The organism is Pontibacter arcticus (genome assembly GCF_003284895.1).
GTDB classification, from domain to species: domain Bacteria; phylum Bacteroidota; class Bacteroidia; order Cytophagales; family Hymenobacteraceae; genus Pontibacter; species Pontibacter arcticus.
On record NZ_QMDV01000001.1, the window covers coordinates 708503 to 725356 of the forward strand.

Sequence of the window (16854 nt, forward strand, 5' to 3'; positions counted from 1 at the left end):
ACATATGCAAAAGCGTATACTATCCGTAGCACTTCTGATGACCCTTGGAGGCACGGCAGCAGTTGCTCAGAAAAAAGTGAAAGAACCAAAAGCAACAGCAGCATCCGAACGGTTACAAGCTTTTGAGAAGCGAAAGCAACTGGAGCAGAAATCTTTGGTGAAGAACCTGAATTTCCGGAATGCCGGCCCTACCATTATGAGCGGCCGTATAACTGATATAGAAGGCTCACCTAAAGACGCAACTACGTTTTATGCCGCTTACGCCTCCGGTGGCCTCTGGAAAACAACAAATAATGGTATCACCTTCGAGCCTATTTTTGATGAGCAGGCCGTAATGACCATCGGCGACATTGCCATCGACTGGAACAACAACGAAACGATCTGGGTCGGAACAGGCGAAAGCAACTCCAGCCGTTCTTCCTATTCGGGTGTGGGAGTTTACAAAAGCACGGATGGCGGTAAAACCTGGCAGCACATGGGCCTGGATGATACGCACCACATCGGCAAGATCATCATCCACCCAACAGACCCGAACACCGTTTGGGTAGCAGCCTTGGGCCATCTTTACTCTCCTAATAAAGACCGCGGCGTTTTTAAAACTACAGACGGTGGCAAAACCTGGAAGAAAACACTTTATATAGATGATAACACCGGCGCCATCGATCTACAGATTGATCCTAAAAACCCGAACAACGTTTATGCAGCCATGTGGCACCGTTCGCGTCGCGCCTGGAATTTTGTAGAGAGCGGGAAAACATCCGGCATTTTCAAATCGACAGATGGCGGCAACAACTGGTCAGATATCAGCACCGCAGCGCACGGCTTCCCGGATACGGAAGGCATTGGCCGTATAGGATTAAGTATTTACCCTGCCAACCCTTCTATCATGTATGCGCTGGTAGATAATTTCGGAGCACGCCCTGCAGCTAACAGCAACCAGCCGAAAAGCTCGCTTACCAAAGAGACATTTGCCGGCATGCAGACTGATAATTTCATGAGCCTGAAAGATGAGGACCTGAACAAGTTCTTTGATGAGAACCGTTTCCCGAGAGAGTACACGGCTGCAAGCGTAAAAGCAATGGTAAAAAGCGGAAAAATAAAGCCCGCTGCCATTAATGAGTACCTCGTCGACCCCACAAACGAACCACTGCCTGATGTAATCAGCTCTGAAATTTACCGTACCGACGATGCCGGCAAAACATGGAAGAAAACCCACGAAGGCTACTTCGACGAACTGTATAATACCATCGGGTATTACCTGGGCGTTATTCGCGTTGCACCCGATAACCCGGATAAAATCTATATGCTGGGCGTGCCCCTTTATACTTCTGATAACGGCGGCAAAACTTTTAAAGAAATTGGTGCCCCTAACGTACACTCCGACCACCAGGCACTCTGGATTAACCCTAACAAACCAGAGCACCTAATCGAAGGAAACGATGGCGGGATTAACATCTCTTATGATGCCGGCGAAAACTGGTCTAAAGTAAATATCCCGTCTGTTGCGCAATTTTATGCTGTAGAAGTGGATATGGCAAAACCATACAATGTATATGGCGGCCTGCAGGATAACGGTACCTGGTTTGGCCCGAGTAACTACAAGTATAGCAACGCCTGGCAGGGCACAGGCTTATACCCGTACCAGCGTTTGGGCGGAGGCGATGGTATGATGGTGCAGGTAGACTGGCGCGACAACAACACGGTTTACCTTGGTTCACAGTACGGTAATTACTCCAGGGTTAACAAACAGACCGGCGAGCGTACTTCTATTAAACCAAGTCATAAATTAGGCGAGCGGCCATTGCGCTTTAACTGGGAATCCCCGATCCACTTGAGCCGCCACAACCAGGATATTATATACCTCGGATCAAACAAACTTCACCGCTCGCTTAAGAAAGGCGATGACATGGAAGCATTATCCGGCGACTTGACAAACGGCGGCCGCAAAGGCGATGTAAGCTACGGGACCCTTACAAGTATAGAAGAGTCTCCGATACGTTTCGGGCTGTTGTACACCGGCTCCGATGATGGCGCTATAAACGTATCAAAAGATGGCGGGTATAACTGGGAACGTATTTCGGATAAGCTGCCGCAAAACCTATGGGTATCCACTTTAGTGGCCTCAGATCATAAAGAAGGACGGGTTTATACATCGCTTAACGGCTACCGTTATGATGATTTCACGCCTTACCTGTATGTATCGGAAAACAATGGCAAGAACTGGGAGCGCTTAGGGAACGGCCTGCCGCAGGAAGCCATCAATGTTGTAAAAGAAGATCCTAAAAACCCGGACCTACTGTATGTTGGTACCGACCATAGCTTGTATATTTCTCTGGACAGAGGAAAGAACTTCATGCGCATGGCCAGCCAGATGCCAGCCGTTGCCGTGCACGACCTGATCGTACACCCACGCGAAAACGACCTGGTAGTAGCCACACACGGCCGTGGTATCTACATCACTAACGTAGAGCACCTGCAGCAGTTAACGCCGGATGTGATCGCTAAGAAACTGCATGTGTTTGCAACGCAGCCAGTGCAGCACAGCCCATCATGGGGCCAGCAGCGTGAGTCCTGGAGACAGGATGCCGCACCGGAAGCCATGATTCCATTCTATACTTCGGCAGCCGGCAACAGCACCATCCGCATTAAAACAGCTAATGGCAAAGTAGTAAAAGAGCTGACCGATAAAAGCGAGCAGGGCCTGAACTACGTAGCCTATGACCTGACCGTAGATGCAGCCAATGCCAAAGCGTACGAAGAAGAACTAAACAGTGCTAACAAGCAGGGTGTAAAAGTAGCGCCAGCCGATAACAAACTAATTTACCTGCAGCCAGGCAAGTATACCATCGAGGTACAGACTGCCAATGGCGCCACGCAAACGCAGGAGCTAGTTGTTAAAGCAGCACAAAGCAGAGCCAGAAGCTAAGTTATACTTTAGTCCATCAGTTAAAGGCGGTAACCGTGTAGGGTTGCCGCCTTTTTATTTTATGTGCATCTAATTGGTTTAGCTTTACTGATTTGTACTAATTCTATACTTGCAGGATTAACCTTTTAAGTATAAATCCAGTATCTAGTTTTATATATGGTAATATTATCATATCCCTGAAGGTAGCTGGCCGGAAATTCCGGAGTGGCAGCCTTCTCACCTTAAACTATAAAACTATGAAAAACATAAGACCATACCTGATGTTTGTATTTGTACTATTAGCTACAACACTAAGTAGTTGTGAGCTGGTAGGAGATATTTTTGAAGCCGGCATGTGGACGGCAGTCATCATCATTGTACTGATTGTGCTGCTGATCGGCTGGTTATTCCGGAAGTTAAGAAGATAGTAAAACAAAAAAGGAGCTCCTCAGAGCTCCTTTTTTTATGACCTTTTCGGCATCGTACCCAGCAAATAATCCCAGAGCGGCGATGATACGCCATAGGCTACATGCGGGTCTTTGTAATGGTGAATGCTGTGGTGTATCCATAACTGCTTCAGGAAGTTTTTAGGAGGCGCATACGCGTGTACCGCATAATGCACACCCAAGTATAAAGCGTAACCAAACAGCAGCCCGGCTACCACGCCAAACACAAACTGCCCGAAAATCAGTTTAAAAACAAAAAAGAACAGCGACGAAATAAGCAAGCTTACTATCGGAGGCATAGCCAGGCGCTCTTTGTCTTTTGGGTAATCGTGGTGGTTGCCATGGAACGTATACTGTATCCGCTCTTTTATCGGCGTATCGGTTTCCATATGGAAAATGAAACGGTGCGCGCAATATTCTATCAGCGAAAAAATAAGCCAGCCAAGCAGGAAATACCCGATCGCTTCCAGCACATTAATAAAGCTATAGGTAAGGCCATAGTATAACAGTCCGATAGCAATCAGGATAAAGATGGAGATGGGCAACGCAATATGCGTTCTCGTTAATCTTTCCAATACAGGATTCTCAAAAATCTGAGCACGGCCTTTATGGTTAGGTTTCATAGTGGTGTATGTGTGTAAATTTCTAAATGGCGGCAATCTACTCTAAAATCGTTTGTTGTCATAACAACAATTTCAAAATATTGTTCTTAAGTTATAACGGATAGCACTAGTTATAGTTGAGTAGTTTTAACAAAGCCTGTACTGTAAAATCAGGGCCATTTAAGGTATAAACTGCCTGTTCGTAGCAGGGTTTTCGGGCGGCTAATGTATTGGTTAAAAACAACCTACGCTCCTCTTCCGTTTTGTTCGCCAACAGTGGCCGCAATGCCAGATTGGAGCCCGATAATCGGGTAAAAATTTCTGAAAGAGGGACATTTAAAAAAATAGATTTCCCCTGCCCATTTATGAAATCCATGTTATTGAAAAAGCAGGGAGTACCGCCGCCCGTCGATATAACGGCCTTGGTGTTTTCTGTTACCACTGCTTCGAGCGCCGCGCGTTCCAGTTCCCGGAAACACTCCTGCCCTTCCTGCTCAAAAATCTGCGCTATACTTTTCCCTTCGCGCTTCTCAATAAAATCATCCAGATCCACGAACGAATAACCCAGCTTGTTTGCCAGTTGCCAGCCCAGCGTGGTTTTGCCAGCGCCCATCATACCTATCAGGAAAATCAGCATCTTTTTAATTACGAATTATAAATTAAGAATTACGAATTGGTGTGATGATGTACAGAAGTATAAAATTAATTCACAATTCGTAATTCTTAATTCGCGCGGTGTTAGTCCAGTTTAACGCGTGGATCGAGGGCAACGTATAGCAGATCGACAAAAATATTGATCAGTACAAAAAGGAAAGCCACAAACAGCGTGGCGCCCATCACCAACGGGAAATCCAGGTTCTGCACACCTTGTATGGTAACAGCTCCCAGGCCTTTCCAGTTAAAAATGTACTCGATAAAAAAGGCGCCTGCCATAAGCGAAGCCATCCAGCCCGAAGCAGCCGTTACAACCGGGTTAAGTGCATTTTTAAGGGCATGGTCTGCAATAACATGGTAGCGGCTCAGGCCTTTGGCGCGCGCCGTCCGGATATAATCCTGCGACATGACATCAAGCATCGAGCTACGCGTAAGCTGCACAATAACCGCCAGCGGCCGTATGCCAAGTGCCACTGCCGGTAACAGCAGGTTGCGCAGCATCAGTTGTTTACCAGTAAATGGATCGATTTCATAAAGTTGCCCGGTCAGGCTAAGCCCGGTCCAGCTGCTCCAGTAAAACCCAAACGTAATCGCAATAAGTATGGCCGCTACAAAAGACGGAACAGAAATACCCAATACAGAACCTGTAACCAAGGTATGATCGAGCCAGCTATGCGGCCTAAGCGAAGCCAGCACCCCGAAAAGTATACCAAATACGGTTGCAATCAGCATAGCAGCCAGCGCCAGCCAGAGCGTACCCGTAAAATGATCGAGCAGGATATCGGTTACGCTTTTGTTGCTTTGGAAGGAGCGCCGCAGATAGGGTGTTTTCCAGACCAGCACGTCTCCGCCAAAATCTGCTATGGTGCTATATTCATACTTCAGTTGGTTGGCTTCCGTATTCTCGTGCACCGATACCGGCGATACATCGTTTACATAGTATAAAAGCTGCGCTGGCAAAGGCTTATCCAGGCCAAGTTCTTTTGTGATGGCATCACGCGTAGATAAGTCGGAGCGCTGGCCGGCCAGTAAGGCCACCGGATCGCCGGGCAGCACATTAAACAGGAAAAACACCGCCACCAGCACTCCCAGCAGTATCAGCAGGCCATGCCCCAGGCGGCTAAGTATAAATCCTAAGAACTTCATGTATTGGTTGTAAAATGATGATCTGAACTATAAAATTGGCGCTGTTTACACTTTAGAAAATATAAAGTATAGATTTTTATTACTTAACCAGCAACTGGTTTACTTCCGCAATTTCCGGAGTGTCGTTGTGGTGCCACATGCCTTTTACAGTGCCGTCCTGCATCAGAATAGTGCCCGGGTTTGAGCGCATCATGGTTTTAAGCAGCGTGCCATCACCAAAAAAGTAAGGCGCAGCTAAGTTTACTTCGTGCCGGAAAGCCTCAAATTCCTGGCTGCTCGCAGAGGTAAGGACAATCGGTTTAATACCTTGTTTTTCGGCGTCGGCTACCAGTTTGTTGATTTCCGCAAAATTGTCGCGGTTGGCTTTGGGTACGTTCTGCACAATGATCAACAGTTTCTTGCCTGTAAGCACTTCCTGTGTAAAGTCGCCTTCATCGTTCCAGACATTAAATTCGGTGATCTTCGGGCCGTCCTCGGGGTTAATGGCGATCATTTCCTTGAACTTGTAGGTAGTGTCGGTTGGGTATTCTTCAAACTCCTGCTCGTTGCCATCTTTCACCATTACATACTTGTAGCGCAACGGCGCCGATGCCTTCATGAGCGTTGGAATATGGTTGCCGATCTTATAAGCCCTGAAATCGATGTAAGGCAAATGCTCGTAGGCATACCAGCCTACCACTACGGCAAGTATGGCGGTTAGCGCTGTAATGGCTGCTCCGGTTTTCTGGGCTATAAACGGTTGTAAATGTCGTCTGGTTAACAGCAGAATCACGATCATCACCAGCAGCACAATGTCTTTAGTAAACGACTCCCAGGGCGTTAGTTTAATTGCATCGCCGAAGCAACCGCAATCCGTTACCTTGTTGAAGTATGCCGAATAAAACGTCAGGAACGTGAAGAAAACCGTCATGGCGAGCAGGGCGGTCAGTACACTTTTCAGTTTCCAGCGCAGCAGCAAGGCCACACCCAACACAATCTCCAACGCACTCAGAAAAATGGAAAGGAAAAGCGCCAGCGGCTTAAACATCAGAAAGAATGGCGCAATATCCGATGAGAAAACCTCAAAATATTCTTCCAGTTTAATCGCCGTACCCACCGGATCGTTTATCTTGATCAGACCCGAGAAGATGAACAACACACCTACAAAAAGCCAGCAAAATTTACTTATATATTTCATCTCAGTTAGAGAGTTAGAATGTTAAAAAGTTGGTTATCTAACTGCCCCCTCCTAAAAACAGGAGGGGGTGTTTTAGAGAGGTTAAATGATATTAAATTTCTTTTCCACTCAACGCAATGTTAGGCACGAAGTGGATATAAATATTCTCTTTACCCCCTCCTGTTTTTAGGAGGGGGCCGGGGGAGGTTATTCTGCCCCCAGCTTTATCAGCGCAAAAACGGCGTAGTTGATCATGTCGCGGTAGTTGGCTTCTACGCCTTCCGAGATCAGGGTCTGGCCTTCGTTATCTTCTATCTGCTTGGTGCGGTAAAGTTTCATCAGAATAATATCCGTGATAGAACTTACCCGCATATCGCGCCAGGCCTCGCCGTAATCGTGGTTTTTGGCGTTCAGCAATTTGATGTTTTCCTCTATCTGTAAAGTATAAAGGCGCTCTACTTCTTCGGCGGGCAGCGTCAGTTCGGTGCTTTCCTGCAGGTCGAGTTGCATCAGCGCAATCACGCAGTAATTGATAATGCCCACAAACTCGTCGCGGATATCATCTTCAACCAGCTGCACGCCTTTTTCCTGGACAGAGCGGATGCGCTGCGCTTTGATGAAGATCTGATCGGTGATGGAAGGCAGCCGCAGAATACGCCATGCGGTGCCGTAATCTATCGTCTTCTTTACAAAGGTTTCCTTGCAGCGGTTTACTACCTGATTATATTCCTGAAGCGTTTGACTAATCAACTTTTTAGCTTTAATTTTAAAATCTACTGACCTGTATGGCTATATTGAAATCGAAAGATAAGCTTTTTCAAAAAAAAAGCACGCTTAACTGCCGCGGAAAAATCCTCTCTTTGGATATGCCCCTCGTGATGGGCATCCTGAACGTAACGCCCGATTCTTTTTATGCCGATAGCCGGCTTGCCTCTTTACAGGAAGTAGTAAAACAGGCAGGCACCATGCTGACTGATGGCGCTGATATACTGGATATTGGAGGTTATTCGTCCAGGCCCGGCGCTGCCGATGTAACCGAAGCCGAAGAACTGGCGCGTGTTGTGCCTGCCATCGAAGCCATACTTGCCGCCTACCCCGATGCTATACTTTCGGTAGATACGTTCCGGGCGGAGGTAGCTGTGCAGGCCGTAAAAGCCGGAGCTGCTATTATAAATGATATTTCGGGCGGCGAACTGGATGCGGCCATGTTCGAAACAGTAGCTAAACTGCAGGTGCCGTACATACTCATGCACATGCGCGGCACACCGCAAACCATGTCCACGCTGACCAATTACGATGATGTGGCGCTGGAAGTATTGGATGAACTGCAGCAAAAAGTAGCAAAACTGAAACAACTTGGCGTACACGATATCATACTTGACCCCGGCTTTGGCTTTGCAAAAACCATCGATCAGAACTTCGAATTGCTGAACCGTTTAAATGAATTGTGTATATTGGAGCTTCCCATACTTGCCGGCATGTCGCGCAAATCGATGGTGTACAAAGCGCTCGGCATACACCAGGCCGATGCCCTGACCGGTACAATAGTCGTTAATACACTGGCGTTGATGAAGGGTGCGGACATTTTGCGGGTGCATGACGTAAAAGAAACTAAACAGACCATAGAACTTTACAAGAAAACCATACTTTGATTCCATTATTTACCATAGGTTTCTTAGATATCGACCTGATCGATATTGTTGACATAGTGCTTGTTACGGTGCTTTTGTATCAGTTGTACAAACTCCTGACAGGTAGTGTGGCACTGAAGATTTTCCTGGGGTTGCTTTCTGTTTATTTGCTTTACCTGGTGGTGCGCGCCGCCGGCATGGAGCTGTTAACGATTATACTTGGCCAGTTTATGGGCGTAGGTGTGTTGGCAGCCATTATTGTTTTCCAGCCCGAAATAAGGCGTTTTTTGCTGATGATCGGAAAAACGACAGCGCTGAACCACGACCGCTTCTGGGGCTTTTCGTGGCGCCGCGACCAAACCGAAAAGCTCAGCCTCACGCCTTTTATCGAAGCAGCCAAATCGCTGGCAGGTAAAAACACAGGGGCTCTTATTGTATTTGCCCGAAGCTCCGAACTAAAGTATTATGCCGAATCCGGGGATCTGATCGATGCCGTTATATCGAAGCGATTACTCATGTCGATCTTCAACAAAACCAGCCCTCTGCACGATGGGGCTGTTATTATTTCGAATAACCGCATCAAAGCTGCCCGCTGCATTCTGCCTGTAACCGAAAACAACGATATTCCGGCCTCGATGGGTTTGCGCCACCGTGCCGCCATCGGCTTAACTGAAGTAACTGATAGTATCGTGTTGGTTGTATCCGAAGAAACCGGCCAGATTGCCCTGGTACGCAACGGCGAAGTATACCGCAACCTTTCTTCCGCAGACCTGCGCGCGCGCCTCAATCAGTTCCTGTTCGATACCGACCAGAAAGCAAGTATAAGCCCCGTAGAAAAGACGATAAATGTGGGGTAACTCCTGCTTTATACTTTAGCACAACATAACTTAAATACCTGCCGCTGGTGCGAGCTTGCAGCTCGTACCTTTCTGCTTTAATTCCGGCTAACTAACTTTCTACCCCTGCTCATACTTTTACAACTCTATACTTAACGCGCATATGAAAGTACGAGCTGCAAGCTCGCACTAGCGGAAGTAACTCCAGATTTGTACTTCAGCAGAACATATTAAAACAGCATAAAAAAGGCCACTCCGGAAATTCCAGGGTGGCCGTTTTTTAAAGTATAGATTTGCTTACTGGATCACGTTCAGCTCTTTGCCAACTTCAATAAATGCATTGATACACTTATCCAGGTGTACGCGGTCATGCACCGCTGATAACTGCACGCGGATACGGGCCTGGCCTTTTGGCACTACCGGGTAATAGAAACCGATCACATAAATGCCTTTATCCAGCATACGCGATGCGAACTCCTGCGCAAGCGGTGCATCGTACAGCATCACCGGTACAATCGGGTGGTCGCCGGGCTTGATGTCAAAACCTGCTGCCTTTATCTGCTCACGGAAATATTTGGTGTTCTGCTCCAGTTTATCGCGCAGCTCTGTAGTAGAACTTAACAGATCAAGCACCGCAATAGAAGCGCCTACAATAGACGGAGCCAGCGAGTTAGAGAACAGGTACGGGCGCGAGCGCTGGCGCAGCATATCAATAATTTCCTTACGGCCGGATGTAAAGCCACCCATAGCACCGCCTAATGCTTTGCCCAACGTGCCGGTAATGATATCGATCTTACCCATTACGTTGTGGTATTCGTGGGTTCCGCGGCCGGTTTTGCCCATAAAGCCCGAGCTATGGCACTCATCGATCATGATCAACGCCTTGTACTTATCAGCCAGCTCCACAATCTTATCCAGCTGCGCTACGGTGCCATCCATCGAGAAAGCACCATCGGTTACAATAATGCGGTGCTTGGCACCCTGGGATTCCTGCAGTTTAGCCTCCAGGTCTTCCATGTTATTGTGCTCGTACCGGAAACGCTGGGCTTTGCACAAACGCACGCCATCAATAATAGAAGCATGGTTCAGGGCATCCGAAATAATAGCTGAATCAGCATCAAAGAGCGGCTCAAATACTCCACCATTCGCATCGAAAGCGGCTGCGTAAAGGATGGTATCTTCTGTTCCTAAAAACTCTGATATTTTACGCTCCAGCTCTTTGTGGATATCCTGTGTGCCGCAGATAAAACGTACCGAGCTCATGCCATACCCGTGCGTATCAATGGCAGCTTTGGCCGCCTCAATTACTTTAGGATGTGCCGAAAGGCCCAGGTAGTTGTTGGCGCAGAAGTTAAGTACATGCGCCTGTTGTGTGGTATCGATATTGGCACCCTGCGGTGTTGTGATGATGCGCTCATTCTTAAACAAGCCGGCTTCCTGTATTTCGGCCAGTTGCTGTTCGAGGTCTGGTTTTAAGGTTTCGTACATAGTTGTTTCTGTATAGTATGATTCGTTTTCTCTGATTTAATTTTCTTCTGTTGCTCCTGCTTCATCCGGCTTGGGCGTTGGCCGCCGCATAACCGGGCGTGGTCTGGGTGGCTTAGGCTTCTCTTGTGCGGGTTCGGTAGCAGGTTGGGTTTCTTCCGAAGCAGCTTTTACTTCAGCTTCGTCAGGTTTTGCGAGTACTACCGGCCTTTTGATAACAGGCCGTTGCCTTGGAGGTTTAGGAGCTTCACTAACCGGTACTTCAGGCGCGACTGCTTCAGGTAGCTTCTCTATACTTTCTTCCGCTGGCTTTTGTAACGCTACCGGCCGTTTGATAACAGGGCGCGGCCTGGCTGGCTTTGGTGCTTCTGGCGCTGTTGTTACTGGTGGCGTTGTTTCTGCTGTGTTTATACTTTGCGTTTCGTCCTGAGTTGGCTTTTGCAGTGCTGCCGGGCGTTTGATAACCGGTCTTGGCCTTGCTGCGGGCTTTGCCGCTTCTTCAGAAACAGTTTTATCCGGATTTATACTTTGATCTTCTGATGTGCTTTCCGCAACTGGCTTTTGTATAACCGGCCTTCTGATTACCGGACGTGGTTTAGCGGATACAGCTTCATCCGGATTTTTCTCAGGTATAGCTTCTTCTGTTGTCGGTTTTGGCAACGCAGCTGGCCTGTTAATAACCGGCCGCGACCTGACTGGCGCAGCAGGTTTTTCAACTGCAACCTCAGGTGTAACCGGTGTTTCCGTTGGCACTTCAGTTGCAGAACCAACCGGCGCAACAGCAACGGGAGCTGCTTTTCTGGCTGCCGGGCGCGGTGCCGCAGCGGGCGCTGCCACTTTAGGTACCTTATCTTCTGCCAAATGATATTTTAGCCGCACCGGGTTAATCACCATTTTAAGCGCTACATAAAAGCTGTTTGGGTGCATCTGGGCATACAGCTGCTCCCAGGCTTTATAGCGAGCCGTATCATCTGCTGCAAATGCAGCTGCATCTATGCGTTTTTTTATCAGGTACTCTTCAAACGTCATGCTTCAGGGCTCACGGCTTTTTCTGTAGGGCAAATTTACGGCTTCCGGTTCAAAATGCGTCATCTTTACCTAAAACCGTTCCGCGTTATCACAAATATAAAAATTACTGCTTTAGCACGCCTATACTTACGCAACACAGTTATACTTGCCGGATTACTATCAGGCTGAAATTTGCAGTTTATACTTTGCAGGTAGTGTATACTTCCGGCAGCTGATTACGTTCTACTCTGACGCTGCGCTTAGGCGGCGTTATTTAATTTATACTTTCAGAATTGCACCGGAATAAGTTACTTTGTGCAAACGATTTTTAGTGAACTATGGCAAATTCAAGTGATACGGTATTGGTGATTGGTGCCTGCGGGCAACTGGGTTCTGAGCTTACAATGGAGCTCCGGAATATGTACGGCGGATCGAATGTGGTGGCAGCAGATATTGCAGCCCCAAAGCAAACCGACCTGCTGGAGTCGGGGCCGTTTGAGACAGTGGATGTACTGGATAAAAATATACTGGCTGAACTTGCCGCAAAGTATAAATTCAAGCAGATCTATCACCTGGCTGCTGTTTTATCGGCTACCGGCGAAAAAAACCCGAAATTTGCCTGGCGCCTGAACATGGACGGCCTTTTTAACGTGCTGGACATGGCCCTGGAATATAAAACCGAGAAAGTATACTGGCCAAGCTCTATTGCTGTGTTCGGACCGGGCACGCCCCGCGAAAATACCCCGCAGCATACCGTCATGGACCCGAACACCGTGTATGGTATCAGTAAACAGGCTGGCGAGCGTTGGTGCGAGTATTACTTCGAAAAGTATGGCCTGGATGTGCGCAGCCTGCGTTACCCTGGCCTGATCGGGTACAAAGCCTTACCGGGCGGCGGCACCACCGATTATGCCGTGGATATTTACCACCAGGCCCTGGAGGCGCAGAAGTATGAGTGTTTCCTGAGCGAGAATACTTACCTGCCGATGATGTACATGCCGGATGCCCTGAAAGCAACATTGGATCTGATGCACGCGCCGGCCGAGCAGGTAAAAGTACGCAGCTCGTATAACCTGAGCGCCATGAGCTTTTCCCCGAAAGAAATTGCAGCCTCCATTCAAAAGCATATTCCTGAGTTTGAAATTTCTTATAAGCCGGATGCCCGCCAGCAGATAGCCGACTCGTGGCCGAAAAGTATAGATGACAGTGCCGCCCAGCAGGACTGGAACTGGAAGCCAGCTTATACCCTGGATACCATGACAGAAGATATGCTCCTGAACCTGAATAAGATGCGAACGACCGTTTAAGCTAACCAGGCACATTAAAGTATAAAAGGCGATGCAACGGTATCGCCTTTTATACTTTAAAACCTTTCCCTAAAAGAACAAAAGTTCAGGATTTGCCCAACTTTTCGCTGTTCTTTCAGTATTACATCGGGATATTAGAACGTAGCAATTACTACATATTGGTTGTATAGCTGATTGGCACTAACCTCATCCTTTTAAAAAATTATATAGTTACCCTTCTCCTAAAACTCAAACTCAAGAAATTATGAAGCGTATTTTTATTGCATTTGCACTTCTGCTGGCAACTGTGTTCTCGGTGCAGGCACAGGATAGCGACAATACTTATTACAAGCCAAACACGGGCGCTTTAACTACCGAAGTGCTCTTTACTGATTTTGCCAGAATCAGCCTGAACAATGGCCTGGTTCGTGGCCGCTACTTTCTAACTGAGCAATCTGCTTTACGCCTCGGCCTGGGCATTGATTACAACTATAACCAGATAAACGACGAAGCACATTCTACATCGGTTGGCATTACGCTGGCACCCGGCATAGAGAAGCACTTTAATGGCACCAACCGCTTATCGCCTTACGTTGGCCTGGAGCTGCCTTTAAGTATAAGAGCATCCAGCTACGATGATGAAGACCTCTCAATTACGGGCGCTACAGATTTTAACGGTGATGGCAGAGGCTATATTGGCGCAGGCTTAAACGCAGTGGCCGGTGTTGATTTCTACTTTGTAAAAAACTTTTATGTTGGCCTTGAGATTGGTGCAGGCATCAACTACAGAAAATTCTCTGACATGGAAATCAGCAGCGACGTAGCCGGCAACTCCAGAAGACAAGGCTTCAGCAACCTCGATTTTTCTCAGTTCGCGAACGGCGGCCTGCGCATAGGTTTCGCTTTCTAACTCCGTAAAACTCAATCATTGAAAGCCTCCGCTACATGGTTTTGTAGCGGAGGCTTTCGGTTTATTTGGCCCTGTGTTTTAAACTGCCATGCCACTTTCCCGTACCATCAGGTAAGTTTTAAACCGGGCCGTGATGACGATAATAGAATCCAACGATACAGAATTAAGGAAACTGATCTTCGAAAAAGATAAGGTAATAGTTAAGTTTACTGCTGAAGATTGCCCTGTCTGCAAAGAGATTTCCCCTGTATTCTTAGCGCTTTCAGCGGAGTTTTCACCTAAAGGAATTACCTTTTTACGAATGAGCGCACATGAGAACCCAGTGTCGCGGAGTGAAGTAAAATTAACGGGTACCCCCTTTTTTGCTACTTACAAGAACGGGACAATTTTGGATTGCGGCATTATAAACTCAGAGCAAGGCCTCCGCAAAATACTGAACCGTTTGCTGTAAAAGTGCCCACCTGGTTAAACTTGTGCCATCTGGCTATAGCTGATATCGAAAAGCCGTTGTAACTTGCGCCGCTTTTAATTACCAGCTTAGCCGTGAGAAAGTTACCCTCCCTGTACTTTGCCCTTTTCCTTTTTGCGCTTACCAGCCTATTTATACTTGCCGGCTGCACCAGCACCGAAAAACTGACGACTGCCGCACCTGCCAGCAAAGCTGCTGCCATACCTGCCTACCAGCCAAAGCTCTCTTCGGTTACGGTGCCGGTTTCGGTTTCGCTGGCCACGATAGAAAACAAGCTTAACCAGGAACTGACCGGTATACTTTACAAAGATGATAACCTGGAAGGCGATGATGTAGCCGTAACAGTGACCAAAAACGGCAGAATGACCATCCGGGCTGAGAAAGACAAAGTATACTTTAGCGTGCCGCTGCACATCTACGCCAAAGGCCGCTGGAAATGGGACCCCTGCAAATACTGCCCGGCCATCGATAAAGCCGAAGACACCAGCTTCGATATGGTTATCAAAACAGAAAGCAAAGTAAACCTGACCGATAACTATACGATAAACACCATTACGAGCGGCGATTTTGAGTGGGGCGCTACCAAACCAGTGCTGGAACTGGGCCCTTTGAAGATTGGATTGGCGCGTTTTGTAGAGCCGGCCATGCGCAAGCAAATGGCTACGCTTACCGCCCAGCTGGATAAAGAACTGCAGAACTACCTGAACGTGCGCAAGTATGCAGCCCAGGCCTGGCAACTGGTGCAGGAACCCGTAAAGCTGAACGACGACATGAACGCCTGGCTTACCATTGTGCCCAAAGATGTACGCATGGCGCCGTTGCAAACAAAAGATGGCATTTTAAGCACCCGCATCGGCATTACTTCTTACCTGGCAGTAACTACCGACGGCAAGCCACAAGTGCAATTCAACAAAAACCTGCCTAAACTTATCATCGACAGCCGCCTGCAGGATGCTATACAGGTCGGGTTAACAGCTACCATTCCGTACGCACATGCCAGCCAGTTGCTGCAGGCGCAGGTTAAAAACCAGACGTATACTTTTGATGAAGGCAAAAGTGAGATTACCGTAAACGATGCCGCCATTACCCCAAGCGGCGAGCAACTGATACTGATGCTGGATATCAACGGCAAATCTAAAACAGGCATGTTCACGAAAAAGATTGTGGGCAAAGTATACCTGCGCGGTACTCCCTACTACGACCCGGAAACAACCTCCATCAAAGTGCGCGACATTGATTACACCCTCGATACCAAAGATAAACTGCTCAGTACGGCCAGCTGGCTCGCCAAAAACAAGTTTAAGGATATGATTCAGCAGCAGGCCAGCATTCCGGTGAAAGCCCAGTTGAACGATACTAAAAAGATGCTGCAGCAAACCCTCGACGCTTCAGGCCGGGTACATGAATCAGTGCTGTTGCGCGGCACGATACAGGATATCGCACCCGAGAACATTTACCTGACACCGGAAGGTATAAAAGCGGTAGTGAACGCAAAAGGCAAGCTCACGCTGCTGGTTGATAAACTGTAGAATTACTTTATACTTGCTTTACTTACCGGGTTGGGGCTGTTAAATACCTTATCCGGAACATTGGCCGGAGCGGCCAGATCAGTCAATTTGAAATCGCTTAGCGGGTTGCTGCGGTCGGAGGCCAGTTTTATGTTTCCGTAGGTTTTGTAATCTGACCAGCGGCGGGTAAAGGTTGGCTCAGCATCAGTGCTGTTGCGGTAAAAAGCCCATTGTGTAATAAGGCCTGTATCTTTTGCTACCCATAGTTTATACTTATTCTGTGGTGTGAGGCCCACGCTTTCAAAGCTCATTCCCAGGATGTCAGCCTTTTCGTTCGCGAGTGTTTCGCCTTCGCCGGCATACTTCAGTTGTACGCCCGGGTCCTGCAATTTAAACGGCATCACAAGCCAGTACGCATTGTTTATCCAGAGCGCGTAGGTGCGTTCGAGCAGTTTCTGCTTTTCTTCTGATTCAGGCATTTCCTGACCGGCTACGTATACTTTCCCGGCTTTCGTTTGTGTATCGATGATCGAAACCAGGCTATCGCGTTCCCACCTGAATTTGTTCTGATGCTTATCCCAGATTTGGTATTGGTTGTTAAAGGTCCAGGCCAGGAAGCGGGTATTGTTCCAGTTCTGCTCCCCGCCCATGCTGTCCATCACTTTTCTGGCCAGCGCAGCCGCTTTTGCATCAGGATTTATACTTTGAGCGATGGCCTTATGGCCTTGCAACGCTACCAGAAACAGCAGCAGGATCAGCAATTTGTTTAGTTTCATACTTATCAGGTTATCAGGTAAATACTATACGGGTTT

General features: G+C 47.8%; 16 protein-coding genes. 8 read left to right on the forward strand and 8 right to left on the reverse strand.

Annotation, left to right across the window (positions count from 1 at the left end; all coding sequences use genetic code 11):
- The first annotated feature begins 4 nt into the window (after positions 1–4).
- Both DP923_RS03225 and DP923_RS16625 read left to right on the forward strand, forming a co-directional pair.
- On the forward strand, positions 5–2926 hold the full coding sequence (locus tag DP923_RS03225; protein WP_112304274.1) for a WD40/YVTN/BNR-like repeat-containing protein: 2922 nt from the start codon (positions 5–7) through the stop codon (positions 2924–2926).
- Positions 2927–3162: 236 nt separating this feature from the next.
- Positions 3163–3333: a hypothetical protein gene (locus tag DP923_RS16625; protein WP_165838135.1), complete on the forward strand. Its 171-nt coding sequence runs from the start codon at positions 3163–3165 to the stop codon at positions 3331–3333.
- Positions 3334–3368: 35 nt separating this feature from the next.
- Here DP923_RS16625 and DP923_RS03230 read toward each other — a convergent pair whose 3' ends face one another.
- The 5 genes from DP923_RS03230 to DP923_RS03250 all read right to left on the reverse strand — a co-directional run bounded on the left by DP923_RS03230 (position 3369) and on the right by DP923_RS03250 (position 7659).
- Complete coding sequence (locus tag DP923_RS03230) at positions 3369–3974, reverse strand: sterol desaturase family protein (protein WP_112304276.1); 606 nt, start codon at positions 3972–3974, stop codon at positions 3369–3371.
- Between the two features lie 106 nt (positions 3975–4080).
- Complete coding sequence (locus DP923_RS03235) at positions 4081–4590, reverse strand: shikimate kinase (RefSeq protein WP_112304278.1); 510 nt, start codon at positions 4588–4590, stop codon at positions 4081–4083.
- A 101-nt stretch (positions 4591–4691) separates the two neighbouring features.
- The gene (locus DP923_RS03240) at positions 4692–5753 is read right to left on the reverse strand and encodes an ABC transporter permease (protein WP_112304280.1); all 1062 of its coding nucleotides are present in this window, start codon (positions 5751–5753) and stop codon (positions 4692–4694) included.
- Between the two features lie 79 nt (positions 5754–5832).
- Positions 5833–6930 carry a BT_3928 family protein gene (locus DP923_RS03245; protein ID WP_112304282.1) on the reverse strand — a complete coding sequence of 366 codons (1098 nt, stop codon included), beginning with the start codon at positions 6928–6930 and terminating at the stop codon, positions 5833–5835.
- Positions 6931–7116: 186 nt separating this feature from the next.
- Positions 7117–7659, reverse strand: a complete 543-nt coding sequence (locus DP923_RS03250; RefSeq protein ID WP_112304284.1) for a DUF1599 domain-containing protein — start codon at positions 7657–7659, stop codon at positions 7117–7119.
- Between the two features lie 44 nt (positions 7660–7703).
- On the opposite strand from DP923_RS03250, the gene folP reads away from it, so the two are divergent.
- Positions 7704–8561, forward strand: coding sequence for a dihydropteroate synthase (gene folP, locus DP923_RS03255; protein ID WP_112304796.1), 858 nt, complete (start codon positions 7704–7706; stop codon positions 8559–8561).
- Positions 8558–9397, forward strand: a complete 840-nt coding sequence (cdaA, locus tag DP923_RS03260; RefSeq protein WP_112304286.1) for a diadenylate cyclase CdaA — start codon at positions 8558–8560, stop codon at positions 9395–9397. Before folP ends, cdaA begins: the two co-directional genes overlap by 4 nt.
- 276 nt (positions 9398–9673) lie before the next feature.
- Here cdaA and kbl read toward each other — a convergent pair whose 3' ends face one another.
- On the reverse strand, positions 9674–10864 hold the full coding sequence (gene kbl / locus DP923_RS03265; protein ID WP_112304288.1) for a glycine C-acetyltransferase: 1191 nt from the start codon (positions 10862–10864) through the stop codon (positions 9674–9676).
- A 36-nt stretch (positions 10865–10900) separates the two neighbouring features.
- On the reverse strand, positions 10901–11890 hold the full coding sequence (locus DP923_RS03270) for a hypothetical protein (protein ID WP_112304290.1): 990 nt from the start codon (positions 11888–11890) through the stop codon (positions 10901–10903).
- A 317-nt stretch (positions 11891–12207) separates the two neighbouring features.
- Here DP923_RS03270 and DP923_RS03275 point away from each other — a divergent pair, with 317 nt between their 5' ends.
- From DP923_RS03275 to DP923_RS03290, 4 genes are all read left to right on the forward strand, one after another.
- A complete protein-coding gene (locus DP923_RS03275) occupies positions 12208–13176 on the forward strand; it encodes an NAD-dependent epimerase/dehydratase family protein (RefSeq protein ID WP_112304292.1) in 969 nt (322 codons plus the stop codon).
- Positions 13177–13420: 244 nt separating this feature from the next.
- On the forward strand, positions 13421–14065 hold the full coding sequence (locus DP923_RS03280; RefSeq protein ID WP_112304293.1) for an outer membrane beta-barrel protein: 645 nt from the start codon (positions 13421–13423) through the stop codon (positions 14063–14065).
- A gap of 133 nt (positions 14066–14198) precedes the next feature.
- Positions 14199–14516, forward strand: coding sequence for a thioredoxin family protein (locus DP923_RS03285; RefSeq protein ID WP_112304295.1), 318 nt, complete (start codon positions 14199–14201; stop codon positions 14514–14516).
- Positions 14517–14608: 92 nt separating this feature from the next.
- On the forward strand, positions 14609–16063 hold the full coding sequence (locus DP923_RS03290; RefSeq protein WP_112304298.1) for a DUF4403 family protein: 1455 nt from the start codon (positions 14609–14611) through the stop codon (positions 16061–16063).
- Positions 16064–16065: 2 nt separating this feature from the next.
- Here the strand turns inward: DP923_RS03290 and DP923_RS03295 are convergent, their stop codons facing one another.
- On the reverse strand, positions 16066–16818 hold the full coding sequence (locus tag DP923_RS03295; RefSeq protein WP_112304300.1) for a hypothetical protein: 753 nt from the start codon (positions 16816–16818) through the stop codon (positions 16066–16068).
- Positions 16819–16854: the final 36 nt, after the last annotated feature.